Here is a 22646-nt window from a genome sequence, read left to right on the forward strand (position 1 = left end):
GTGGTCCGCCAAACCGTGACGTTTCGCTCAGCAACAACACGAGCGGCCAGAACGTGGTCTCCAGTGCCATGCGGGCCGCTTTTCAGGCAAAGTTGAGCTATGGACGCAAAGCTTCCGCTTCGCCACGGCCGCCGGCTGATGACCCTGCTGGCGGCCCTTCTTCTCGTGCCGGGTCTTCTCGCGGGTCCCGTGCACGCGGCGCCGGCGCCGGCGCGCCCGGTCCCCCTGGCGCCGCTCGACCAGTCCGCGGTACTCGGGCAGGTCACCCCGGGACTCGTCGATATCAATACGACGCTGAATTATCAGAGCGCGGTCGGTGCGGGCACCGGCATCGTGCTCGACCCCAGCGGTGAGGTGCTGACCAACAACCACGTGATCGAGGGCGCCACCGGGATCACGGCCACCAGCCTGGCCAACGGACGCACCTACCCTGTCGACGTCATCGGCTATGACCGGGCCAATGACATCGCCCTGGTCCGCTTGCGTGGCGCCGGCGACCTTCCCGTCGCGACACTGGGCACCTCGTCCGGCATCGCGGTCGGTGACCCGATCGCGGCGATCGGCAACGCCGGCGGGGCAGGCGGTGCCCCGAGCTTCTCACCGGGCACTATCACCGAACTCGGCGCATCGGTGCGCGCCTCCGACGAATCCGGTGGCGGGACAAGGGAACTCAGCGATCTGATCCGGGTGGCTGCCGACGTCCGGCCCGGTGATTCCGGTGGCCCGTTGGTCAACGCGGCCGGCCAGGTGATCGGGGTCAACGTCGCCGCCACCCTCACCTACCGGATGGGCAACGTCCGCGGCGGCGAGGGTTTCGCCATCCCGATCGACCGTGCGCTCGGCATCGCCAATGCCATCCGGTCGGGCGGCGGACCTGGCGTGCATATGGGTGACACCGCCTTCATCGGTGTCGGCATCGCCGACGCGGACGGCGGCGGTCCAGCCGGAGCGGTTGTGCGCCAAGTACTTCCCGATACCCCGGCCCGCGGCATCGGCATCGCCAGCGGTGACGTCATCGTGGCGGTGGACGGCATCACCGTCAACACCGCCACGGACCTGTCCAACATCATGGATGCCCACCACCCCGGTGACACCATCACGCTGAGCTGGATCGACCGCGAAGGCAATCCGCGCACCGCGCCGGTGGTGCTCAGCGCTGGGCCGGTCGGCTGACCGCACTGGTGTGCAGCTCGGCCCGCAGTTGCATGAACCGGAACAACCCGGGCCGGCCGACCACCGGCTCGTAGGCGCCCACCAAGTCGTCGACGAACTCGGCACGCTCGGGCTCGGGGATGTGGTCGGTCCAGGCCGTGCAGCCGACCGTGCACCATGCCGTGAACTGCTCGGTGGTCCCGAAATCCCACTCGCGATCGCGCACCGTCACCGAATCCACCTGAAGCCCGCTGCGCTGCGCCAGCTCACCGAATCCCGCCGGGTCGGGATGGGTGAACGGCGCGCTGAAACCGGTGAAGTACGGCGCCCACCGCGCAGCGCCCGCCACCTGCATCGCGGTGGATTCGATGCTCGGACGCGGACTGCCGCAGACCATCTGAATCAGGGCCCGTCCGCCGGGGCGCAGTACCGTGGCGATACCGGCCAGCGCCTCGCCGAGCCGCGGCACCCAGTGCAGGGCGTTGAACGAGACCACCATGTCGAAGGTGCCGGCGAAGGGCAGCCGTCGAGCGTCGGCGCAGACGAACACCGGACCGGCGGCCGCCGAGGCTCCGCCTTCCCCGGCGGCGGTCACCATTCTCGGCGAGGCGTCCACGCCGACGATGTAGCCGCCGGTGAGTCGATCGGCGATCTGCCGGGTGAGGAAGCCGTCGCCGCAACCGATGTCGAGCACCCGCTCGGTGCCGTCGACGACGAGTCCGGCCAGGGTCTCGGCGGCCACGGAGCGTTGCAGGCTGCTGACCCGGGCATAGTCCCTGCCGCTCCAGTCCGCCACCGACACAGTTAACGTCAAGGCCGATATCGGCGGCAATAGGAGGATGGAACTCATGGCCACTGCCCTGGCGCGCGGCGCCGCAGCGATGATCACGATGCTGGCTGTCGCGGCCGCCGCTCCGGCGTCGGCTGATTCGCCCGAACCGCTGTACAACCTGGTCGATGCCGCGGCGCAGCGCCTGCAGACCGCCGATCAGGTGGCTGCCAATAAATGGCTGACCGGTGGTCCGATCACGGACCCGGCCCGGGTCAAGGTGGTACTGGACGCAGTCGCAAAGGATGCCGAATCACGCGGTGTGGCAACGGATTACGTCACGCAAGCGTTCACCAACCAGATCAATGCCACCGAGGCGATCGAGTACGCCAGGTTCGCCGGCTGGAAATTCGACCCGGCAGGCGCACCGAGCGCAGCGCCGGATCTGTCGGCGTCGCGCGCGGTCATCGACGGGCTCAATCACCAGATCGTCGAACAGTTCTCGGTGCAGTGGCCGCTGCTGAACTCCCCCGGCTGCCGGCCGGCGCTGGACGCGGCCAAGAACATCGTCGCCGGCGAGCGGCAGTTCGACGATCTCTACCGGACCGCGCTGGATGTCGCGACCAGGTCCTACTGTCCCGCAGGCTAGCTCGCCGGGTGCGGGTTGCCCAGATACGGAAAGACGTCGAGGGTGTCGGTGTGTGGAGCCAGCCCGCTGGGCGGGCAGTCGCCCTTGGTCAGGAACGCCAGTCGGTAGTCGATGACATCGTCGGTGAACACCCGGCCGTTGGGGTATTTCGCCGGCTTGCTCGGGTCGAAATGCAACATGTCGGGAAGCGTGCCCTCGCGGTCGATCTCCGCCTCGGCCTCCTCCTCGGTGTAGCTGCCGGTGTGCCCCATCAAGTGGACGAACTGCGCGGTCCAGCGCGCCCGGTCGTTGACCGGCACGCTGGCGTTGTACTCCAGCTTGGTGTCGTCGGTGTTGAAGAAGCTGCTCACCGAGGGATGGCCGGCGCGGTCGACATGCACCAGTTCGCCGTCCTGCTTGACGCTGCACCGCCCCCAGATCCGGATGTCGGGGTCGGCGCCCAGTTCGGCGGTCGGCAGCTCGATGGCGATGGAGAACACGTTGGCCGTCAGGTTGGAGTCAACCCCGGTCCACGGTGACGTGTCGCCCAGATGCAGGTCGGTGAAGTTGCGCTTACCGCTGGTGTCGAACAGGTTCTTGATGCCGTCGAAATCGAAGAAGAACGCGTCACTGCGCGCGCCCGCGGCGAACGTATAGTGCCCGGACGTATGCACGTTGGCGGTCGGACCGAACGACACCTCCACGGCGTCGAAGATCTTTTCTCCCAACGGAAGTGGTGATTCCGCCTCGTCGCCGACGGCCATGAACACGTCGACGGTCTGGCGCCCGTCCGTGGGCTCGGAGAAGACGAAACTGAACGCGATGTCGTTGAGCAGATCCCCGTCGTTGTCCACCGCCAACCGGTAGATGGCGTCGGGGTGCAGCGCGTCGGCGTTCGGGTTGGCGTTGAGGATCAGCACCGTGCGCGACGGGTCGGCCGGCGAGACGAACGCATACAGGTCGCACAGATCCAGCCGCTGATCACCGAGTGGCGGCCCCAGGCTCAGGCCGGTGAAATGATTCGACACCAACGAAACCTTGCCGGATCAGTTCTGCCGGGGCAACAGTTCGGTGATGAAACGGTCGATGAACTCGTCGGAGGGGGTGTCGCCGACAGGCCGGATGACGAACTTGCTCAGCCCTGCGGCGATGAGACCATCGAGCTGCCGATGCAATTGGGACCAGTCCCCCGCGACCAGATCGGCCGGATCCGCATCGGGCCTGCGGGAGCGGATGGCGGCGGCGATCTCGTGACCCAGGCCCCCGTCCGCGACGCCGAGACTGAGGCCGAAGTGGTCGGGTTCGATCGTGCGGCCGGCCTGGGCGGCTGCGCGCTCGATGCTGTCGCGGGCGACCCTGGCCTCGTCCGGGGTGAGGAAGCTGCCCAGCCAGCCGTCGGCGAGGCGGCCGATGCGGCGAAACGCCGCCGGTGCCGACCCGCCGAGCCAGATGTCGACCGGCGCCGGCGGGCGGATGCCCAGTGACGCGGCGGTGAGCTGAAAGAACGTGCCGTCGAAGCTCACCTCGTCGCCCGTCAGCAGTGCGCGCACGACCTGCAGGGCTTCGTCGAAGACCGCGGCGCGTTTCCCGTCGGGCACGGCAAACAGGTCCCATTCCGCCGGCGATGCCGGGCGCAGCCCGAACGCGGGCAGAACCCGCTTGGGGCCGAGTGCGGCCAGTGATGCCAGTGCCTTGGCGACCAGGACCGGGTTGCGGCCGGGCAGCACCGCAACCGACGTGCCGACCTTGAGGCGATCGGTGCGACCGAGCGTGTAGGCCATCCCGGCGAACGGGTCGACCGCCGGGGTGTACACCAACTCCGAGAACCACAGTGAGTCGACGCCGGCCGACTCCAATCGGTCGATGACCCGGGGCAGCTCCTCAACCCTGTTGCCCAGACTGACTCCGAACCGAAGCTTCACCTCGTCCACCCCGCCACGGTAACCCGCGCGAATACGGCGACACAGGCGCGGATGTGCGTCGTTTCGGGGGGCGCCGACCTTACCCTGAGGGTGTGACGGATGTGACGGATGTGGCTTCTGGGACCGGCACGTGGCCGAGGTAACCCGACGCCAGTTCGTCATCGGGCTGCTTGCTTCGGCCGGCCTCGTCGGGACGTCCAGTGCGATCGCGATGTCGCAGACCACTGCGCCGCTGGCGGCAACCAAGGCTCCCCCGCCGCCGATCGGCGCGGCACCGTTGCTGCCGCCGCCGGCCACGGCGGCCCGCGTTCCGCTGCCGGGTGGTGGCGAGCTGACCAAGCTGCCGGGCAAGGGCGACCTGCTGGCGATCACCGTCGACGACGGGGTGAATTCCGAAGTGGTACGTCTCTATACGCAGCTGGCCAAGGACACCGGGATTCGCCTGACGTTCTTCGTCAACGGCGTCTACGACTCCTGGCGCGACAACGCCGCCCTGCTGCGCCCCTTGGTGGACTCCGGGCAGATCCAGCTCGGCAACCACACCTGGTCGCATCCCGACCTGACCACGCTGCCGAAAGAGCAGGTCGCCGATCAGTTGCAGCGCAACGACCGCTTCCTGCGCGCCACGTTCGGTGCCGACGCCACACCGTATTTCCGCCCGCCCTACGGCAGCCACAACGACGACGTCGATGCCGTCGCAGCGGATCTGGGCTACCGGGTTCCGACGCTGTGGTCGGGATCGCTCGCCGACTCCACGCCGGTGGCCGAGGACTACATCGTGAAGATGGCCGACCAGTACTTCATCCAGCAGAACATCGTCATCGGCCACCTCAACCATCTGCCCGTCACGCATGTCTACCCCGCGCTGGTGGACATCGTCCGCTCGCGCAATCTGCGCACGGTCACGCTCAACGACGTTTTCCTGCAGCCGGACATACCGCACGTCACGTCTGCTTAGGATCACGGTCATGGAAGGCTCCGTGACCGTGCGCATGGCCGCACCGGCCGACAAGATCTGGAATCTCATCACCGACATCACCAGGACCGGTGAGTTCTCGCCCGAGGTGTTCGAGTCCGAATGGCTCGACGGCGCTACCGGACCGGCGCTGGGCGCCAAATTCCGGGGCCACGTCCGCCGCAACGAGATCGGGCCGGTGTACTGGACCACCTGCAAAGTCACGGCGTGCGAGCCGGGACGCGAATTCGGGTTCGCCGTCCTGGCCGGCGACCGTGCGCTCAACAACTGGCACTACCGTCTCGAGCCCAGCGGTGACGGCACCGACGTGACCGAGTCTTTCTGGATGCCGAAGTCCGCGCTGATGCAGGTGTTCCGGGTGTTCGGCGGATTTCTGCGCGAGCGGCGCAACAAGCGAGACATGCGCACCACGTTGGAACGAATCCAGAAAGTCGTTGAGAACGACTGAATTTCGGTCGCGCCCGCCGATCGGTTTGATACAACCGGTGCATGGGTCAATGGTCACGCGACGAAATCGAGACGGCGTTCGATGAACACCGGCAGGTGGTTGTGGGTATCGCCGACAGCTGGGACTGGGGTCGGTTCGCCGACCAATTCACCGAGGACGCGATCTACGTCGAACACTCCTACGGGACGTTCCGCGGGCGCGAAGCGATCCGCAATTGGATCGTCGGCACCATGAACACATTTCCGGGCACCGAGATGCCGTTCTTCCCTGCGACCTGGTACTCCATCGATGTCGACAAGGGTTGGGTGATCTGCGAATTCCAGAACCGGATGCGCGATCCCGGCGACGGCAGCATCCACGAGGAGCCCAATCTGTCGGTGCTCAAGTACGCCGGAAACGGGCTGTGGAGCTATGAGGAAGACGCCTACAACCCGATGAACTTCATGCCGATGGTGAAGGGCTACATCGAGGCGTCGAAGAAGCTCGGAACCATCTCCGACGACGCGGTGGCATTCGCCAAGAACATGGGCTGGGATCTGGGCTGAGACACCGAAGTCTCACTCACCGGGATGTTTGAGTCCCGCACCGCATAGCGGGATGACGACATCGTCGTTGGCCAGCAGCTCCCGCACGAGCGACCAGCCCGGCCCGGTGCGGTTCGCCGCGCCTGCCGCCGCGGCGTAACAGACTGCCGCGGTGGGCTCCACGAACAGACCCTCGCGCTGTGCCAGCGCCCGGCGCCCGGCGACCACCGCGTCGTCGTCTATCGCCACGATGGTGCCACCGGAAGCGCGCACGGCAGCCAGGATCTGGGCGGCCCGCGGCGGTGCGGTGATCGCGATGCCCTCTGCCACCGTCGGTGCGGGCGGGTATTCGTGGCCCTGCCATTGCGCTGCCAGCGGCGCGCAACCCGCAGCCTGCACGGCCAGCAGCGCAGGCATCCGGTCGGCAAGGCCGGCCGCGACCAGCTCGCTGAACGCCAGATAGCAGCCCAGCAGCAGAGTCCCATTGCCGACCGGGACCAGTACCGCCGAGGGCAGGCTGTCGTTGTTCTGCCGCCAGATCTCGTAGCCGTAGGTCTTCACGCCGTGCATGAAGTACGGGTGATGGACGTGGCTGGCGTAGAACACACCGGGGCGGGCAGCGATTTCGGCGGCCGCGGCTGCCGTGTCGGCGCGGCTGCCCGGCACCAGGGTGAGTCCGGCGCCGTGTGCAGCGATCTGGGCGAGCTTCTCCGGCGACGTCGACGCCGGTACCAGCACCTGGCAGTCGATGCCGGCCCTGGCGAAATAGGCGGCCGCCGCTGTCCCGGCATTGCCGCTGCTGTCGACCACCGCCGTGCCCACCCCAAGGTGGGCGGCCAGTGACGCCAGCACCACTGCCCCGCGGTCCTTGAAAGACAATGTCGGACTGAAGAATTCGAGCTTGAAGCGGGCCGCGGGCAGAGTCTTCGACCGCACCAGCGGGGTGTTGCCCTCGCCCAGGGTGATCGAGTCGGCGACCGGGATGGGCAGCACCGCATCCCGAGTCGGCCGCCACCGTCCGCTGACGTCCAACAAACCGCCGCAGGGGCAGCGCCACACCAGATCCGCGACGTCGAATTCCCGTCCACACGAGGCACATTCCAGCGGTGGCATCCTCACGGCTCGACGCCTTTGCGCTCGTCGACGATGAACAGGAGCAGTGTGACGAACAGGACGCCGGCCGGTATCCAGATCGCATGCACGTGCCAGGCGTGGGTGGCGAAGGCGCCGGCCAACGCGCCGCCGGTGAAGAACAGCGTGAGCGCGCCGTAGGTGGTGAACGCCCGCCGTGCCGTTGCGTCGTGGTCCACGAACCCGGTATAGCCGGATTCGACCAGTCGCATCAAATTTCCGGTGGTGGCCACCGGCAGGTACACCAGATCCCCGATATTGCGGAACAGCCCGATCTGCATGGCCGCGACGAACGAGATCGGCACCGTCGCATAGGTGTGGGCCACGGTTGTCGGCACGAAACCGATCACGAAAAAGACGATCCCCTGCGCCAGCATGGTCCAGCGCAACGGATGCTTCAGATAGCGCTCCGCCCGACCCGACTTCAGATAGGAGGCCAGCCCGACGCCGGCGATGAACGCCAGCAGTGGCCAGACGTGGGCCAGCGCGCTGACGACTTTGCCCTGACTCATGTTGAGCGCGAAGAAGATGACGTTGGCGGTCTGCACGTTGGCGAACACCCCGCCGCGGGCGATGTAGGTGTAGGCGTCCAGGAAGCCGTTGGCCGTCGTGAGCAGCAGGCCGAATCGCAGTGTCGTCGAGGTGCGAGTCATCGTGGGAGCAAGCTTGCCTGAATCGGGAAACGATCACGACCGTTGGTGGTCAGACTCTACTGTCGTCTCCCATGGGCATAGCCACACGAGTGAATGGTCAAGCGCCTCCCGAGATGGCGCTCGAGGACATCAATCTGGGCACGTTCGAGTTCTGGATGCTCGACGATGCCGTCCGTGACGGTGCGTTCGCAACATTGCGCCGGCAGGCTCCGATCACGTTCTTCCGCGAAGTGGAGTACGAGGGTGTGCCCGCAGGCCCGGGACATTGGGCGCTGACCAAACTCGACGACGTCTTCTACGCCAGCCGTCACCCCGAGATCTTCAGCTCGTACCCCAACATCACCATCGGCGACCAGGTCCCCGAGGTCGCCGAATATTTCGGCTCGATGATCGCGCTGGACGATCCGCGGCACTCGCGGCTGCGCAACATCGTGCGCAGCGCCTTCACCCCGAAGGTCGTCGCCCGCACCGAGGCCTCGGTGCGCGACCGCGCGCAGCAATTGGTGTCGGCCATGCTGGCCAATCATCCCGACGGCAACGCCGAACTGGTGACCGAGCTGTCCGGACCGCTGCCCCTGCAGGTCATCTGCGACATGATGGGCATCCCTGAGGAAGACCACGACCGGATCTTCAGCTGGACCAACATCATCCTGGGCTTCGGCGATCCGGACCTGACCACCGACTTCAACGAATTCCTCCAAGTCGCACTGGACATCGGTGCCTACGCGACGGCACTGGCCGAGGACCGGCGGGAGAACCCTCGCGAGGATCTCACCACCGCGCTGGTGGCGGCCGAGGTCGACGGGGAGCGTCTCACGTCCGCAGAGATCGCCTCGTTCTTCATCCTGCTGGCGGTCGCCGGCAACGAAACCACCCGCAACGCGATCAGCCACGGTGTGCTGGCCCTGACTCGCTATCCCGAGCAGCGCCGCGTCTGGTGGGACGATTTCGAAGCCGTCACCGACACCGCCGTCGAGGAGGTGGTGCGGTGGGCGTCACCGGTGATTTACATGCGCCGCACCCTCACTCGCGATATCGAGCTGTCCGGAGTCAAGATGGCCGAGGGTGACAAGGTCACCATGTGGTACGCCTCGGCCAACCGCGATGAGGACAAATTCACCGATCCGTGGATGTTCGATGTGAAGCGCACGCCGAACCACCATGTCGGATTCGGCGGCGGCGGCGCGCACTTCTGCCTGGGCGCCAATCTGGCCCGCCGCGAGATCGCGGTGGTGTTCGAAGAGCTGCATCGCCGCATCCCGGACATCGCCGTCACCGAGGAACCGGCCATGCTGCTGTCGGCGTTCATCCACGGCATCAAACGTCTGCCGGTCAGCTGGGCGCCTGCCTGAGGTGGTGGCGCGCACGCTCGAGCACTCGTAGCGTGATGAGCATGAAGCAGCGGGTGCACTGGTTGGTGATGCACGGCGTGATCCGAGCGGTCGCCAGGGTGGCAGCCCGGCGCGGTGATCCGCAGGCCCGGATGGCGTTCGACCCGGCGGTGCGCGCCGACCCGGTCTCGTTCTTCGACGAGATGCGCGATCGCGGGCCGATGATCCCCACCCGAGTGGGTTTCCTCACCCTCGATCACGCCGTCGCCCACGAGCTACTGCGGTCCGACGACTTCCGCGTGATCATCCTGGGCGGCAACCTCCCCAAACCGCTGCAATGGGTGGAACGGCGCACCCGTGACGACCTGTTGCACCCGCTGCGCCCGCCGTCACTGCTGGCCGTCGAGCCCCCTGAGCACACCCGGTACCGCAAGACGGTCTCCTCGGTGTTCACCTCGCGGGCGGTGACGGCGCTGCGCGACCGGGTCGAGGACAGTGCTGCCGCACTGCTCGACGGGCTATCCGAGGGGCCCGGCGTCGTCGACATCGTCGAGCGGTACTGCTCGCAGTTGCCCGTCGCGGTGATCGGCGACATTCTCGGTGTGCCCGACACCGACCGGCCGCGGATCCTGGAGTTCGGTGAGCTCGCCGCACCCAGCCTCGACGTCGGCTTGTCCTGGCCGCAGTACCAGCGGGTGCAGAAGGGCCTCGCCGGCTTCAACGAGTGGCTGTCCGCGCACCTGCAGCATCTGCGCGAGCACCCGGGCGACGACCTGATGAGCCAGTTGATCGCGGCATCGGACGACGGCAGGCACCTCGACGAGGCCGAGCTGCAGGGCGTGGCGGGGCTGGTGCTCGCCGCCGGGTTCGAGACCACAGTGAACCTGCTGGGCAACGGAATCCGGCTACTGCTGAACTCCCCCGACCAGCTTGCGAGGCTGCAGGAGGACCCGACGCTGTGGCCGAACGCGGTCGAGGAGATCTTGCGGCTGGAATCGCCGGTGCAGTTGTCGGCACGCATTGCGTTGCGAGACACCGAGGTTGCCGGCGCCACCGTGCGAGCCGGTGAGATGGTGGCGATCTATCTGGCCGCCGCCAACCGCGATCCCGCCGTCTTCGCGGACCCGCACCGATTCGACATCGGGCGAGCCAATGCCGGTAAGCACCTTGCCTTTTCGGGCGGTAGGCACTTTTGTTTGGGCGCGGCGCTGGCGCGAGCCGAAGGCGAGGTCGGGCTACGCAGCTTCTTCACGTACTTTCCGGAAGTGCAGCTGGCCGGCCTCGGCAGCCGGCGCGACACCCGGGTGCTGCGCGGTTGGGCCGAGTTACCGGTCAGCCTCGGCGCGCCCGGTCTGATCTCCTCGCGGGACTGAACCAGCGCGATCGTCGTCGCTGACCCGCGGGTCGAGATCGTCAGCGTGTGACCACTTCTCGTCGAGCTCTTCGCGGTGAGTGGCCGCCTCGGTGCGGTGCTTTTCCGCGTTCTCCTGCAGGCGGGCCGCCTCGGCCGCCTTGGCTTCGGCTTCGGCTTGCGCCGCACGAGCTTTCGCGGCGGTCTCCTCGGCCAGTGCCTCGCGGCGCTGCACCTTGACGTGATCCTGGCGCACTCCCTCGCGGATCTCCTCGGCCTGCGCGACTCGGCGGCTGAGCTGACGTTTGCGTCCAACCCACACCAGGGCGGCGACAACGATCAGCGCTGCGACCACGGCGACGACAATCCACACGGTATTCGAGGCCATCTCGGGCTCCTTCATCGAGCGGGCCGCGGATACGGCACCGTCAAATAGCGGCGTTCCCGTCACGGCCATGCGCCAAACCGCTCAGTGCGGTCAGCATTCCCGCGGCCGCGCGCGGCCAGGTGAAGGTTTCGGCCCTTCGTCGTGCACAGAACCGTCGTTGTTGTTCGGGACGGTCGATGACAGCGGCGACGGCCGCGGCGATGGCCTGGGGATCGTTGTCGGCACACGCACCGCTGTCGGAGGTCAGGATCTCGGTCAGCGCGGACGTACGTGACACGACCGCCGGTGTGCCGCACGCCAGCGCTTCCAGTGCGGCCAGCCCGAACGTTTCGTGCGGGCCGGGCGCCAGCGCGACATCTGCGGTGGCCAGTAGCGTCGCCACCGCGTCGCGCGATTCGATGAAGCCGGTGAAGTCGACCGGCAACCGTTGGGCCTGCCTCTGCAGTCGTGCCCGCATCGGTCCATCGCCTGCCACCACCAGCCGGGCGTCTACTCCCGAATCACGCAGCGCGGCAAGGGCATCGATGCTGCGGTCGGCCCGCTTCTCCACCGACAACCGGCCACAGTGCACGAGCAGCACCTGCTGCGGAGCGGCCCAGCGGTTGCGGGTGAGCGGGCAGAACCGGTTGGGGTGAAACATGTCGAGGTCCACCCCCAGCGGCACCGTCATCACGTTGGCGGCGCCGATCCGGTCGAACTCTTCGCGGGCAAAGCTGGTGGTACACAGCACGGTGTCGTAATTGGCCGCGGTTCGGCGATTGGCAATGTCGGCGATGCGGCGCGCCAGCCGCTTGGGCATGATCTGGCCGGTCAACCGGTCCAGTCGCTCGTGAGAGATCATCACCGTCGTGACACCGTGGCGCGCTCCCCAGCGGCCCAGGGAACGTAGCGTGAACCGGTCGGACACTTCGACGGCGTCGGGAGCCAGCTCCTCCAACAGTGCGGTCACCGGCGCCGGCAGGACCGCGCGGTATCCCCCGGTGAACGGAATCTGCTTGGCGGGAACGGTTATTCGGGTGACCCCGGTGGCCAGCATGGTGTGGGCCGCATCGGCTCCCGGAACGATGAGGAAGACTTCGTGCCCGGCGGCGCAGTATTCGGCGCCGAGCCGATCGACCGCGGTGCGCAACCCGCCCGACCGGGGGCCGTAGAAGTTCGCGACCTGCGCGACCCTGATCATGGCCCAAGCTGAACCCGCTGCGGTGTGCGCATGGCGACCGCCGCCCTTCGGTGTCCTGAACACGCGGTGAACAGCCACAATTGGGTACCGTTCATCACGTGCAGATTTCGGGCGTGTTCCAGGCGGCAGCGCGCGTCGTGAACCGAAGTGCCACCGCCTTGATCACCTCACCGCGTTGGGGCCGCATCGTCGGACTGGGGCTGACCACAATCCGGTACACCGGCCGGCGCAGTGGGCGCATCGTCGAGCTGCCGGTCGGCTACCGCCGCAAGGGCGAGGACATCCTGATCGGGGTGGCGATGCCCGACGGTAAGAAGTGGTGGCGGAACTTCACTGGTGAGGGCGGTCCGCTCACCATTCTGCTGGGCGGCATCGAGCGACCCGGCCATGCCGTGGCCACCAGGGACGCCCGCGGCCGGGTCACGGTCACCGTCCGGTTGGACAACTAGAGGTTGCGAGCGAACCAGTCCTGCAAGCGAGTCCACGCATCGGCGGCGGCGACGGCGTTGTAGCGCGGCCCCGAGTCGTTGAAGAACGCGTGGTCGGCGTCGGGCTCGACGACGAGCTCGTTGACCACACCGGCCTGATCCAGCGCCGCCTTGGCGGCCGGTTCCGACGAGGTGACGCGTTGATCCAACGCCCCGTAGAGACCGAGCACCGCCGCGTTCTTCGACCCGGAGAAATCCGGATTGTCCGGCAGCGGCCCGTAGAACGGCACCGCCGCGGCCAGCCGTGGCTCACCGGAGGCCAACAGCCGCCACACCAGTCCCCCGCCGAAGCAAAAGCCGACGGCCGCGAGTTTTTGACCCGGTGACCGGCGGGCCACCTCGTCGAGGCCGGAGCGGAGATCGGCGATGAACCGGTCGGGCGCGATATTGCCCAACGCCGCGGTCGCGGCGGCCGGGTCGGTGAACGTGCCGGTGCCGCCTTCCTCGGAGAGCAGGTCGATGGCCAGTGCGGAGTAGCCGATTCCGGCCAGCCGGCCGGCGACCGAGCGGACCCAGTCGTTGAGGCCTTTGTTCTCGTGGATGACGAGGACCGCTCCGCGCGGGTTGGCGGCCTGCGCCCAACTGCCCTGCAGCTGCCCGTTCGGACCCGGCCAGGTGATGGGTGTGGTCGCCACGGCGCTCGCCATCCCCGGCGCCGGCACCGCAGACGTCGGTGCGGGCGATGACGGCGCGGACGAAGCCGGCTCGGTCGTCGTTTTGTCGGTGGCGCAGGCGGTGATCAATGCACTGGCGGCGGCGGTACCCACACCCAGCAGCGCCAGGCGCCGCAGGGCTTCACGGCGGCTCAGCAGGCCGTCGACGTGATCGGTGGCGATCTCTTCGGCGATGTAGCGCTGTAGTGGAGTCACCCACGCGAGTATGCGCCCAGTGGGTAAGCGTGGGCTGTAAGCATGATCGGCGACGGAGGTGGCAAACATGGCCGAACACGAAGTACTACCCGGTGCGGAGGCATTCGAACGGGTGGTGGGGCTGCTGGATTACCCGATGTTCGTCGTGACGACCCGTGTCGGGGACCAACGCGCGGGCTGCCTGGTGGGATTCAGCAGTCAGGTCTCGATACATCCGCCGCGCTATCTGGTCGGCCTGTCCAAGAAGAACCACACCTACCGCGTCACCGAACAGGGCGCGACGCACCTGGCGGTACATCTGCTGGCCGAAGAACACCGGGACTTGGCGCGACTGTTCGGCAGTGAGACCGGTGACCGGATCGACAAGTTCAGTCGGTGCCGGTGGTGGGACGGCCCGGAGGGGTTGCCGATCCTCACCGACGCCGCTGCGTGGTTCGCCGGGGCCATCCTCGATCGGTTCGACCTCGGTGATCACGTGGGGCACCTGACCGAGCCGGTGGCCGGCGCCGCACCCGACCGGTTCGGGGACCTGGTGACGTTCGCCGACGTCAAGGACTTGGAGCCGGGCCATGAGGCCTGACCGGTTGACGGATCGGATCGCGGTGGTTGCCGGCGCGACCAGGGGCGCCGGCCGGGGAGTCGCGGCCGCCTTGGGTGAGGCGGGAGCGACCGTCATCTGCACCGGTCGCAGCAGCAACAGGGGCCGTGGCGGATCCGACTATGACCGGCCGGAGACGATCGAGGGCACCGCCGGACTCGTCGACGAGGTGGGCGGCAGCGGCGTGGCCGTGCAGGTCGACCACCTCGACCCTGAGCAGGTAGCCGGGCTTGCCGATCGAATCCGCGCCGATTACGGCCGGATCGACGTGCTGGTCAACGACATCTGGGGTGCGGAGATCCTCAAGGGCGGTCCAACCAGCTGGAACCGCCCGATCTGGGAACACGACATCGACGACGGGTTGCGCATTCTGCGTCTGGGGATCGACACCCACTTGATTACCGCACACGCACTGCTGCCGCTGCTGGTTGCGCAACCCGGTGGCCTGCTCGTCGAAATCACTGATGGCACCGCCGAATACAACGCCGGGAATTACCGGCTGTCGGCGTTCTACGACGCGGTGAAATGCGCGGTCAACCGGATGGCCTTCGCCATCGGACACGAACTGACGCCCTACGGCGCGACCGCCGTCGCCATCACGCCGGGGTGGCTGCGCTCGGAGATGATGCTCGACAACTACCGCGTCAGCGAGGACACCTGGCGGCAGGCGCTGGAGTCCGATCGCGCCGACGGCGGCCCGACCGCGCCGCCCGGCTTCGCCGAATCGGAGTCGCCGCGCTATGTCGGCCGGGCCGTTGCGGCCGTCGCCGCCGACCAGCAACGATCGCGCTGGCACCAGCGCTCGGTGACCGCTGCCGAGCTGGCTCGCGAGTACGGTTTCACCGATATCGACGGCCGGCAGCCGGACGCCTGGTCACAGCATCAGTAAACACATCTAAAAAAGTGTCCACTAAATCGTTGACACTCGTCCTGGCAAACGGTTCTATTGACGCTCGTGACATACGACACGATCATCCGTAACGGTCGCTGGTTCGACGGGACGGGTGCGCCATCCGGGATCAGGGACATCGGCATCCGGGACGGCCGGGTCGAAACGATCAGCCTGCGCCCGCTCGACGTGACCGGCTGCGAGGACGTCGTCGATGCTGCCGGCAAATGGGTGATGCCCGGCATGGTCGACGTCCACACCCACTACGACGTCGAGGTGTTGGGCGGCCCGGGCCTGCCGGAGTCGGTGCGCCACGGCGTCACCACGGTCCTGCTCGGTTCCTGTTCACTGTCGACGATCCATGTCGGTGGCAGCGACGCCGGCGACCTTTTCGGACGGGTCGAGGCGATCCCGCGCGAGCACGTCATCGCTGCCATCGATGGCGCCAAGACATGGCAGAGCGCCGAGCAATACGTTCAGGCGCTGGAGTCCCGGCCGCTCGGCCCCAACATCGCGGCGTTCATCGGCCATTCCGATATGCGGACCGCCGTCATGGGATTGGACCGCGCAACCCGAAAAGATGTGCGGCCCAACGCCGGCCAGCAGCGCGAGATGGAGCGCATGCTCGCTGAAGCGCTGGACGCCGGATTCGTCGGGCTATCCTCGCAGCAGCTGCTGTTCGACAAGATCGACGGCGAGACCTGCCGGTCCCGGACGCTGCCGTCCACCTACGCCAAGCCGCGCGAGTTGCGCCGGCTCAAGACACTGCTGCGCAAGCGTGGCCGGGTGCTGCAGTCCGGGCCGGACATCCAGAATCCGTTGAACCTCATCTCCCAAGTGGCGCAATCGCTTCCGGTGCTGCGCGACAAGCTCAAGACCAGCCTGCTTTCGGCCGCCGACGTCAAGGCCAACCCGTTCGCGATCCTGATCATGGGCCCGCTGGCCAGGGTGGCCAACAAGTTCGGCGGTGACTTCCGCTGGCAGCACCTTCCGGTTCCGTTCGAGGTCTACGCCGACGGTATCGACCTGGTGGTGTTCGAGGAATTCGGATCGGGTGCGGCCGCGCTGCATCTGCGTGACGAGGTCGAGCGCAATGCACTGCTGAGCGACGAGAACTACCGCCGCCAGTTCCGCAAGGACTACGACAACAAGTTCGGGGTGCGGGTCTGGCACCGCGATTTCTTCGACGCCGAGATCGTCGACTGTCCTGACGAATCCGTGGTGGGCAAGTCCTTCGGCCAGGTCGGCAAGGACCGCGGCGGGTTGCATCCGGTCGACGCGTTCCTGGACCTGGTGGTAGAGCACGGCGCCAAGCTGCGCTGGCGCACGACCATCTCCAACCACCGCCCCGAAGTGCTCAAGAAGCTGGCCAAGGATCCCGGCATCCAGATGGGCTTCTCCGATGCCGGTGCGCACCTGCGCAACATGGCGTTCTACAACTACGGCCTGCGGCTGCTGCGACACGTGCGCGACGCCGACCGCAGCGGGCGTCCGTTCATGTCGGTCGAGCAGGCCGTGCACCGGATGACCGGCGAACTGGCCGACTGGTATCAGATCGACGCCGGCCACCTGCGCGTAGGTGATCGCGCCGACCTCGTCATCGTGAACCCCGGTCAGCTGGACAGCCGCCTCGACGATTACGCCGAGAGCCCCGTCGAGCAGTACGGCGGATTGGCCCGGATGGTCAACCGCAACGACGACGCCGTCGAGCTGGTGCTGATCGGTGGGCGCGCGGTGGTCCGCAACGGCGAACCGACCGACGTGCTCGGCGCCCAGCGCACCGGAAGCTTCCTACGGGTGGGCCGGCCGACGCCCGCACCCCGAACGACAACGGAATCGGAGCTGGCCCATGTCAATTGACACCTCGGCGGTACCCACTGAAATCGCTCATACCGTGCTGGGCATGTGGAAGGCGTTGTCCAACCGGGACTGGGAGACACTCAAGACATACCTGGCCGACGACTGCATCTACGTCGACATGCCGGTCGGGCCGATCGCGGCCGCGCGCGGTCCCGAGGACATCGTCAAGCGACTGAAGATCGGCCTGGAGCCGTTGGCCGGCTACGAAAACCACGACGGCGTCCTGGTGAGCAACGGCGTTGACACGATGTACGAGCACTCCGAGACGTGGACGTTCAAGACGGGCGAGCAGGGTGTGCTGCGCTTTGTCACCGTGCACAAAGTCGAGGGCGGCAAGATCACGCTGTGGAAGGACTACTGGGACATGAACGGGCTGACGGGTTTCGCCCCGCCGACCTGGCTCGAGGACCTGGCTTCTGCTGACATGTCGTGGATGTTCGACGCCACCGGACTGATCTGATCTGAGCTCACGGTGGCCGTCACGGTCCTGTGACGGCCACCGCGAACACCCCCGAACGTCAGGCTGCGCCGTGATGGCGCGCCGAACCGCCCTTACCGCTGGCCTTTTCGCCGTGCGTGGTCGAAGAGCCGGTGGCCTTCTTGCCGCTGCTGGCCGCCTTGCCGCCGGACGTCGCCGGGCTGTGCGCCCTTGACGACCTCGCTGTGGTGACCGACGACGTTGCGCCAGTTGAGCTTTCGTCCGTCTTCGTGGACGTTGTCGTCGCCTCGGCGGGCGCGGCGACCTTCGCCGACAGCGTCTTGGCGGCCGACGCGGGAGGCGTCGGCGCAGTGATGGCGTCGGCAATGGCGTCGCGCAACTTCAGCAGTGCCGCGATCGCACCGCCCCCGCCGACCCCGTCCAGCGGGGTAAGCAGACCGGGCGTCATCTCGTCACCATTGAGGAAGGCGTTCACGAGTTGCGCCGGCGCGTTGATGAGTGCGCTTGCCGCCGTGACGAAGTCGCCCGCCTTGACCGCGTCGACCACCGCCTGTGCCGAGTTGCCGAACTGGGTGATGGTGGCATAGATCGGTGAGATCACCGCGATTCCGGTCAGCAGCAGATTGACCCCGCCCAGTGCTCCGATCACATTGGCGACGTTCTGCACCGCGTTCTGAACGATCGGGATCGCCGCGCTGATCGGGATGATCGCCAGGAATGCGGGTGGCAGAAGCACATTGCCCCAGATCGTCTGCACGGCGTCTGCCACCTGTCCGGCGGCGAGCTGTTGAGCGGCGGTGAAGAACGCCTGCGGCATGGCGGTGAAGGTTGCGACCGCTTGGCCGAACGTCTGCGATGCGGTGTCGACGATGGTGTTGGCGTTGGCGAGCAGGTTGGCGGCCAGCTTGCTCAGGATGGGCGTCGGGTCGGTCTGCACCTGGGTTCCGAGCGCGCTGAGGTTGGTGAAGCTCGTCCCGATGACCTGGACCCATTCCTCGATCGGGTTCACGAAGGCCGCCATCTGGACGTCGGCCGACCGAAGAGACGGTAGCTGCACGGCAGGCGAATACGCCACGACCGGAGTCAGGGCGATGGCGCTCGCGCCCACGAGGGCAACTCCCGTGGTGACTGTTCTATTGAGGGCTGACTGCATTGTGTGCTCCTTCATCTGATCCACAAGGCCCCCGGATTCGGAACCTACCCGCGAGTAAGTACGCGAGTTATGTCTTTTGTGAAAATGGTCGCTCGTGTCAGTGAAGTTTTTACATCGTGAATACGGCCGGGAGTATGTCCTCAAATAGCCTGTACGCCAACCTGATTGAATGCTGTGAATGGCTGACGCACGCGCAAATTAATTGACAGCAAGTTTCCAGGAATTTACTTGATCCCGCGAGTAATTAGCTAAACGAATAGATCTGTTGACGGAATCGACAGTTTCGATTGACGGACGCGACGGTCGCCGGGCACGGCTCGTTCGCCCCCACCACCTGCCCTTTCAACTGTCCGGTTGGCTCGTTCCATTCGATCGTCGACAGTGGCGCAGTCGTGACGAACGGAAGTTTGCCAACTCCGTAGCTCGGTGGTCTGGACAAAGCCAGGCCGACAGACCCGCCGCAGCGCTACGCTGAGCGAGCCGGAACGGCCGGCCCGAACGTCAGGAGGCAGAGATGCACGGGATCGTCATTGCGCCGCTGATCGCGGGCACCTTCGTGGCCGCGACGATCTCGCTCGCCGGCCCGTCATCGGCCACTTCGTGTCACTCGGCGAGCTGCGTGCCGAATGTGGCTCAGAACGTCGTCGGCGGCACACCCTGCACGCCGAGCCCGTCATTCGTGTTCGGGATGGATGCCCAGAACGGGACGCTCATCTGCGCGGCCAGCGGCGTGTGGATGCCGACCGGCCCGCTCGTCGGCGAGGCTCAGAACGCCCTGCCCTGCACGACGCCGGGTACCACCGCGCAACAACGGATGGCCGGTGACGAGTGGGAGGTCAAGGTGCCAGGGGTGCCCCTGATCTGCAGCGGGCCGGCCGACATCGCCCGCTGGATTCACTTCCCGCCCGCCTAGGGGTCACAACCGCCAGAGCACCACGACGAGCGCGACGAGGCCGAGCACCGCGATCAGGCCTGCCATCACGCCCGCGATCGAAAATGGCATGGGCCCCAACAACTGTCGGAGTGCCTTCATTTCCTGGTGGTGCTGAATCCAGGCCAGCGTCAGCGCGATCAGGCCGAGCAGGATCAATGTCAGTCCCACGACCCAGGGGCTGACGATCGGGCTTCGGCGGTGCTCCTGTTCGGCCAGATATTGGAAGAACTTGAAAATCGTGAAGCCGAACGCGATCAGCGAGGTGCTGGTGCGGATCCACGCCATCAGCGTTCGCTCCTGCGCCAGGCGCGTGCGTTCGGCAGCCAGTCGGGTTGAGGTGTCCAACTCGCGGTCCGGCATCGGTCCCCCTGACATTCCGTCGTGCATTACAGCCGGTAGATCCGTCTGGCGTTGTCGCGCCCGATCAGGTCGACCACCCGGATCGCGTCGGCCTGCGCCCACTGCCCCCGTGCGACGAATCCGGTCAACACCGCGGCCATCCCGGTACGCCACAAGGCCGAACCCAGGTAATGCAACTCCGCGGGCCCGAAGGCATCCGAGGAGTAGAGGATCTTGCGAAACGGCGCCAACTCCAGGGTCCGCGCGATGAACGCTTCGGCGCGCGCACCCAGATGGTTGATGCTCAGGCCGACATCGAGATACACGTTGTTGAACGCCTGGGCCAGATAGCCGGCCTCACGCTCGTACGGATAGCAGTGCAACAGCACGATCGGCGTCGCGCCCGACTGACGTAGGAAGTCCAGCAGCAGCATCGGATTGGTCCGGTGCAGATCGCAGTCGCGGTCGCCGAGACCGACATGGAACTGCAGCGGCTTGCCGAGCCGCAGTGCTTCGTGCACCCCGAAGCGCAGCAGCACCCGGTCGGTCAGCCGCACTCCCCCGGCATCGCGCCACCGGGCCGCCGCCTCGCTGACGGCGCGCTCGTCTGGTTCGGACAGATCGCCGTCGAACCCGCCGCGATAGGCCAGCACCGTCTTCGTCGCAACTGCGGTCGCGGTGCGCTCGTGCAGGATCCGCCGGAACGCGTCGGCGTAGTCGCCCGGCGATGCGGCCGCCTGCTCGGCCATCTGCTCGAGTCGCACGATCTCACCGACTCTCCCGCCGGACGCCTCGGCCATCTCGGGCAGACCGGCGATCGCACCGGGAAGGCCGGTGTCCACCAGCCAGTCGCTGATCCCGGAGGCCGGTAGGAAGATCCGCGCCAGCTGGTCTTCGGTCAACGCGTGGCGGCGGTCCCAATACGCTTGCGGATCGGCATGTTCGGGTAGACCGAGTAGTGGTGAGCAGTGCGCCCGCACCGCAAACCCGAGCTGAGTGTCGAAGCCGGAATCGAAGTCGGCCAACGGCTCGATATTGGCCTCGTTGAGGCCGTTCTCGAAGCGCCGACGATCACCGGCTGTCTGCCAGAATCCGTGAACGTGGTTGTCCACCAGGCGCACACCGGCGATGTGATCGGTCAGCGCGGACGGCATCTATAAACTCCAGGCCATCCGGAACTTCTCGGTCAGCGCGTCGGGATCCAGATGTGAATACGTCTCGTGCTCGTAGCGGCGAACAGCGACCAGCGCGTTGACGCCCGCATCGCCGAGGATCGTCCGCAGCCGGGCGGAGCCGTCCAGCGCGGCGATCTGCTCGGCCTGGTCGCCGCTGAGCGCGACGGTTCCTGCGCTTGCGCGTTCGTTCTCCGACAGCACGGCCGGATCGACCGCGGTTTCCGGCGGCAATACGGCGCTGTGCTCGATACCGTCGAGTGCCAGGCCCAGGATCGCGGCGGTGGCGAAATAGGGATTGGCCGAGGGGTCGACGACCTTGACCTCCACGTTGGCCCCGTACGGATTTCCGTGCGTGCCCCGCACGAAACGTACCGCCGCTTCCCGGTTTTCGGTGCCCCAGCAGGCGTAGGCGCCCGCCCAGTTGCCCGGCTTCATCCGCAGCCCGGACACGATCGATCCGCAGAAGATCAGCTCTGCCTGCGGTAGCCCGCTGACGATCCCTCCGATCGCGCTCTCCCCTTCTGTGGTCATGCCTTGCGCTCCGGTGCCGCCGGAGAACACCGGCGCATCCCCGCGCAGCAGCGAAAAGTGTTGATGAGCGCCCGAACCCACGCTCCCGGCGAAAGGCACCGGGGACAGGCTCACCCGGACACCGTACTTGCGGGCGACCCGGCCGATGACGATCCGGGCCAGCACCAGCTGATCGGCGGCGGCCACCGGCGATTTCGGTGTCAGCGAGATCTCGAACTGGTTGATGCCGTACTCGGGATGGAACTGTTCGATACCTACGCCTGCCGCTCCCGCCGCGACGGTCACGTCCCGGACGAAACCCTCATACTCGAGCACGCCGGCAAGCCCGTATTGCGCCCAGAGATTGCCCGGCAGCCGGTTGCCGTCGGGATCGACGAGCAGGAACTCGATCTCGTGGCCGACACGAGCCTGCAATCCGGCCTCGGCCAAGCGGGCCTCGATGCGCGCCAACGTTCCGCGGGCGCACGCGGGGATCGGATTGCCGTCCTGATCGAAGAACGAGGCCGGTGCCCACGCCAGGCCGTCGCCGATGATCCGGAGCGCATCCAGGTCGATCCGGATCCGTTCGTCGCCGACGACGGTGATCCCTTCGGTCAACGCGATCCCGGCGCGGTCGATGGCGAACACGTGGGTGACCGGACTGAACCCCAGCCCCGGATCGGCAAAGGCGTCGAGGCGGCGGACGGGGACGGTCTTGGCGTGCGTGAGCCCGGCGGCGGTGACGACCGTGCCGATGACGGTGCTCACGCCGCCGGCTTGCAATTCAGCCGGTGTGGTCATAGCCGCTATTGTGCCGACCCGACCCGGCGCCGGGCGCGTCAAACGTGGGGTCCATCAAATCTGAGAATCCGGTAAGACTTTCCGGGTGGATGCTTGCGGATGCGCTGTGAATCGGCTCGAATTTGTCGCATTCGTAAA

The 22646-nt window shown here is 66.9% G+C and carries 25 protein-coding genes; 13 read left to right on the plus strand and 12 right to left on the minus strand.

Annotation, left to right across the window (positions count from 1 at the left end; all coding sequences use genetic code 11):
* Positions 1 to 99 precede the first annotated feature (99 nt).
* Positions 100 to 1173 (plus strand): S1C family serine protease, encoded by a 1074-nt coding sequence (locus HPC46_RS17445; protein ID WP_179472096.1) that lies wholly within the window; start codon positions 100 to 102, stop codon positions 1171 to 1173.
* Here the strand turns inward: HPC46_RS17445 and HPC46_RS17450 are convergent.
* Positions 1151 to 2002 (minus strand): class I SAM-dependent methyltransferase, encoded by an 852-nt coding sequence (locus HPC46_RS17450; RefSeq protein WP_218894300.1) that lies wholly within the window; start codon positions 2000 to 2002, stop codon positions 1151 to 1153. The genes HPC46_RS17445 and HPC46_RS17450 overlap by 23 nt on opposite strands.
* On the opposite strand from HPC46_RS17450, the gene HPC46_RS17455 reads away from it, so the two are divergent.
* Complete coding sequence (locus tag HPC46_RS17455; protein ID WP_179472098.1) at positions 2001 to 2570, plus strand: chorismate mutase; 570 nt, start codon at positions 2001 to 2003, stop codon at positions 2568 to 2570. The two genes, HPC46_RS17450 and HPC46_RS17455, sit on opposite strands and share 2 nt — an antisense overlap.
* Here HPC46_RS17455 and HPC46_RS17460 read toward each other — a convergent pair.
* Positions 2567 to 3577 (minus strand): DUF4331 family protein, encoded by a 1011-nt coding sequence (locus tag HPC46_RS17460; protein WP_179472100.1) that lies wholly within the window; start codon positions 3575 to 3577, stop codon positions 2567 to 2569. The two genes, HPC46_RS17455 and HPC46_RS17460, sit on opposite strands and share 4 nt — an antisense overlap.
* An 18-nt stretch (positions 3578 to 3595) precedes the next feature.
* Entirely contained in the window at positions 3596 to 4471 is an 876-nt protein-coding gene (locus HPC46_RS17465) for a TIGR03854 family LLM class F420-dependent oxidoreductase (RefSeq protein ID WP_179472211.1), read from the minus strand.
* Positions 4472 to 4601: 130 nt separating this feature from the next.
* Here HPC46_RS17465 and HPC46_RS17470 point away from each other — a divergent pair, with 130 nt between their 5' ends.
* The 3 genes from HPC46_RS17470 to HPC46_RS17480 are packed head-to-tail and all read left to right on the plus strand — an operon-like array spanning position 4602 to position 6440.
* Positions 4602 to 5429: a polysaccharide deacetylase family protein gene (locus tag HPC46_RS17470; RefSeq protein WP_179472102.1), complete on the plus strand. Its 828-nt coding sequence runs from the start codon at positions 4602 to 4604 to the stop codon at positions 5427 to 5429.
* Positions 5430 to 5439: 10 nt separating this feature from the next.
* Positions 5440 to 5895: an SRPBCC family protein gene (locus tag HPC46_RS17475; RefSeq protein ID WP_179472104.1), complete on the plus strand. Its 456-nt coding sequence runs from the start codon at positions 5440 to 5442 to the stop codon at positions 5893 to 5895.
* A 41-nt stretch (positions 5896 to 5936) separates the two neighbouring features.
* Positions 5937 to 6440 carry a nuclear transport factor 2 family protein gene (locus HPC46_RS17480; RefSeq protein WP_179472106.1) on the plus strand — a complete coding sequence of 168 codons (504 nt, stop codon included), beginning with the start codon at positions 5937 to 5939 and terminating at the stop codon, positions 6438 to 6440.
* Positions 6441 to 6452: 12 nt separating this feature from the next.
* On the opposite strand, the gene HPC46_RS17485 is transcribed toward HPC46_RS17480, so the two are convergent.
* Together HPC46_RS17485 and HPC46_RS17490 are read right to left on the minus strand one after the other, a co-directional pair.
* A complete protein-coding gene (locus HPC46_RS17485; protein WP_179472213.1) occupies positions 6453 to 7532 on the minus strand; it encodes a pyridoxal-phosphate dependent enzyme in 1080 nt (359 codons plus the stop codon).
* Positions 7533 to 7534: 2 nt separating this feature from the next.
* Positions 7535 to 8203 (minus strand): YoaK family protein, encoded by a 669-nt coding sequence (locus tag HPC46_RS17490; protein WP_179472108.1) that lies wholly within the window; start codon positions 8201 to 8203, stop codon positions 7535 to 7537.
* A gap of 71 nt (positions 8204 to 8274) precedes the next feature.
* Here HPC46_RS17490 and HPC46_RS17495 point away from each other — a divergent pair, with 71 nt between their 5' ends.
* Complete coding sequence (locus tag HPC46_RS17495; RefSeq protein WP_179472110.1) at positions 8275 to 9555, plus strand: cytochrome P450; 1281 nt, start codon at positions 8275 to 8277, stop codon at positions 9553 to 9555.
* A gap of 41 nt (positions 9556 to 9596) precedes the next feature.
* Positions 9597 to 10907: a cytochrome P450 gene (locus HPC46_RS17500; protein ID WP_179472112.1), complete on the plus strand. Its 1311-nt coding sequence runs from the start codon at positions 9597 to 9599 to the stop codon at positions 10905 to 10907.
* Here the strand turns inward: HPC46_RS17500 and HPC46_RS17505 are convergent.
* Both HPC46_RS17505 and HPC46_RS17510 read right to left on the minus strand, forming a co-directional pair.
* Positions 10860 to 11273, minus strand: a complete 414-nt coding sequence (locus HPC46_RS17505) for a hypothetical protein (protein ID WP_179472114.1) — start codon at positions 11271 to 11273, stop codon at positions 10860 to 10862. The two genes, HPC46_RS17500 and HPC46_RS17505, sit on opposite strands and share 48 nt — an antisense overlap.
* Before the next feature lie 40 nt (positions 11274 to 11313).
* On the minus strand, positions 11314 to 12450 hold the full coding sequence (locus tag HPC46_RS17510) for a glycosyltransferase (RefSeq protein ID WP_179472215.1): 1137 nt from the start codon (positions 12448 to 12450) through the stop codon (positions 11314 to 11316).
* 101 nt (positions 12451 to 12551) lie between these two features.
* Between HPC46_RS17510 and HPC46_RS17515 the strand changes: the two genes are divergently transcribed.
* The gene (locus tag HPC46_RS17515; RefSeq protein WP_179472116.1) at positions 12552 to 12902 is read left to right on the plus strand and encodes a hypothetical protein; all 351 of its coding nucleotides are present in this window, start codon (positions 12552 to 12554) and stop codon (positions 12900 to 12902) included.
* Here the strand turns inward: HPC46_RS17515 and HPC46_RS17520 are convergent.
* Positions 12899 to 13810: a dienelactone hydrolase family protein gene (locus HPC46_RS17520; protein ID WP_179472118.1), complete on the minus strand. Its 912-nt coding sequence runs from the start codon at positions 13808 to 13810 to the stop codon at positions 12899 to 12901. The genes HPC46_RS17515 and HPC46_RS17520 overlap by 4 nt on opposite strands.
* A gap of 67 nt (positions 13811 to 13877) precedes the next feature.
* Here HPC46_RS17520 and HPC46_RS17525 point away from each other — a divergent pair, with 67 nt between their 5' ends.
* From HPC46_RS17525 to HPC46_RS17540, 4 genes are all read left to right on the plus strand, one after another.
* Complete coding sequence (locus HPC46_RS17525) at positions 13878 to 14390, plus strand: flavin reductase family protein (RefSeq protein WP_179472120.1); 513 nt, start codon at positions 13878 to 13880, stop codon at positions 14388 to 14390.
* Positions 14380 to 15297 (plus strand): SDR family oxidoreductase, encoded by a 918-nt coding sequence (locus tag HPC46_RS17530; protein ID WP_179472122.1) that lies wholly within the window; start codon positions 14380 to 14382, stop codon positions 15295 to 15297. The genes HPC46_RS17525 and HPC46_RS17530 overlap by 11 nt, the downstream gene beginning before the upstream one ends.
* A gap of 66 nt (positions 15298 to 15363) precedes the next feature.
* Positions 15364 to 17157, plus strand: a complete 1794-nt coding sequence (locus HPC46_RS17535) for an N-acyl-D-amino-acid deacylase family protein (protein WP_179472124.1) — start codon at positions 15364 to 15366, stop codon at positions 17155 to 17157.
* Complete coding sequence (locus HPC46_RS17540; RefSeq protein WP_179472126.1) at positions 17147 to 17617, plus strand: nuclear transport factor 2 family protein; 471 nt, start codon at positions 17147 to 17149, stop codon at positions 17615 to 17617. Before HPC46_RS17535 ends, HPC46_RS17540 begins: the two co-directional genes overlap by 11 nt.
* Before the next feature lie 58 nt (positions 17618 to 17675).
* On the opposite strand, the gene HPC46_RS17545 is transcribed toward HPC46_RS17540, so the two are convergent.
* Positions 17676 to 18704: a hypothetical protein gene (locus tag HPC46_RS17545; RefSeq protein WP_179472128.1), complete on the minus strand. Its 1029-nt coding sequence runs from the start codon at positions 18702 to 18704 to the stop codon at positions 17676 to 17678.
* 559 nt (positions 18705 to 19263) lie between these two features.
* Here HPC46_RS17545 and HPC46_RS17550 point away from each other — a divergent pair.
* Complete coding sequence (locus HPC46_RS17550) at positions 19264 to 19662, plus strand: hypothetical protein (RefSeq protein WP_179472130.1); 399 nt, start codon at positions 19264 to 19266, stop codon at positions 19660 to 19662.
* 3 nt (positions 19663 to 19665) lie between these two features.
* Here HPC46_RS17550 and HPC46_RS17555 read toward each other — a convergent pair whose 3' ends face one another.
* The 3 genes from HPC46_RS17555 to HPC46_RS17565 are packed head-to-tail and all read right to left on the minus strand — an operon-like array spanning position 19666 to position 22508.
* Positions 19666 to 20043 (minus strand): YidH family protein, encoded by a 378-nt coding sequence (locus HPC46_RS17555; RefSeq protein WP_179472132.1) that lies wholly within the window; start codon positions 20041 to 20043, stop codon positions 19666 to 19668.
* A gap of 26 nt (positions 20044 to 20069) precedes the next feature.
* Entirely contained in the window at positions 20070 to 21176 is a 1107-nt protein-coding gene (locus tag HPC46_RS17560) for an amidohydrolase family protein (RefSeq protein ID WP_179472133.1), read from the minus strand.
* Positions 21177 to 22508 carry a type I glutamate--ammonia ligase gene (locus HPC46_RS17565; protein ID WP_179472135.1) on the minus strand — a complete coding sequence of 444 codons (1332 nt, stop codon included), beginning with the start codon at positions 22506 to 22508 and terminating at the stop codon, positions 21177 to 21179.
* Positions 22509 to 22646: the final 138 nt, after the last annotated feature.

Origin of the sequence: Mycolicibacterium vinylchloridicum, from assembly GCF_013404075.1 — a bacterium.
Lineage (GTDB): Bacteria > Actinomycetota > Actinomycetes > Mycobacteriales > Mycobacteriaceae > Mycobacterium > Mycobacterium vinylchloridicum.

Excerpts from the sequence above, each read along its gene's own strand:
- HPC46_RS17445 (WP_179472096.1), top strand. The coding sequence starts at position 100 with ATGGACGCAAAGCTTCCGCTTCGCCACGGCCGCCGGCTGATGACCCTG.
- HPC46_RS17455 (WP_179472098.1), top strand. The coding sequence starts at position 2,001 with ATGGCCACTGCCCTGGCGCGCGGCGCCGCAGCGATGATCACGATGCTG.
- HPC46_RS17450 (WP_218894300.1), bottom strand. The coding sequence starts at position 2,002 with ATGAGTTCCATCCTCCTATTGCCGCCGATATCGGCCTTGACGTTAACT.
- HPC46_RS17475 (WP_179472104.1), top strand. The coding sequence starts at position 5,440 with ATGGAAGGCTCCGTGACCGTGCGCATGGCCGCACCGGCCGACAAGATC.
- HPC46_RS17480 (WP_179472106.1), top strand. The coding sequence starts at position 5,937 with ATGGGTCAATGGTCACGCGACGAAATCGAGACGGCGTTCGATGAACAC.
- HPC46_RS17485 (WP_179472213.1), bottom strand. The coding sequence starts at position 7,532 with ATGCCACCGCTGGAATGTGCCTCGTGTGGACGGGAATTCGACGTCGCG.
- HPC46_RS17490 (WP_179472108.1), bottom strand. The coding sequence starts at position 8,203 with ATGACTCGCACCTCGACGACACTGCGATTCGGCCTGCTGCTCACGACG.
- HPC46_RS17495 (WP_179472110.1), top strand. The coding sequence starts at position 8,275 with ATGGGCATAGCCACACGAGTGAATGGTCAAGCGCCTCCCGAGATGGCG.
- HPC46_RS17500 (WP_179472112.1), top strand. The coding sequence starts at position 9,597 with ATGAAGCAGCGGGTGCACTGGTTGGTGATGCACGGCGTGATCCGAGCG.
- HPC46_RS17505 (WP_179472114.1), bottom strand. The coding sequence starts at position 11,273 with ATGGCCTCGAATACCGTGTGGATTGTCGTCGCCGTGGTCGCAGCGCTG.
- HPC46_RS17525 (WP_179472120.1), top strand. The coding sequence starts at position 13,878 with ATGGCCGAACACGAAGTACTACCCGGTGCGGAGGCATTCGAACGGGTG.
- HPC46_RS17530 (WP_179472122.1), top strand. The coding sequence starts at position 14,380 with ATGAGGCCTGACCGGTTGACGGATCGGATCGCGGTGGTTGCCGGCGCG.
- HPC46_RS17540 (WP_179472126.1), top strand. The coding sequence starts at position 17,147 with ATGTCAATTGACACCTCGGCGGTACCCACTGAAATCGCTCATACCGTG.
- HPC46_RS17550 (WP_179472130.1), top strand. The coding sequence starts at position 19,264 with ATGCACGGGATCGTCATTGCGCCGCTGATCGCGGGCACCTTCGTGGCC.
- HPC46_RS17555 (WP_179472132.1), bottom strand. The coding sequence starts at position 20,043 with ATGCCGGACCGCGAGTTGGACACCTCAACCCGACTGGCTGCCGAACGC.
- HPC46_RS17560 (WP_179472133.1), bottom strand. The coding sequence starts at position 21,176 with ATGCCGTCCGCGCTGACCGATCACATCGCCGGTGTGCGCCTGGTGGAC.
- HPC46_RS17565 (WP_179472135.1), bottom strand. The coding sequence starts at position 22,508 with ATGACCACACCGGCTGAATTGCAAGCCGGCGGCGTGAGCACCGTCATC.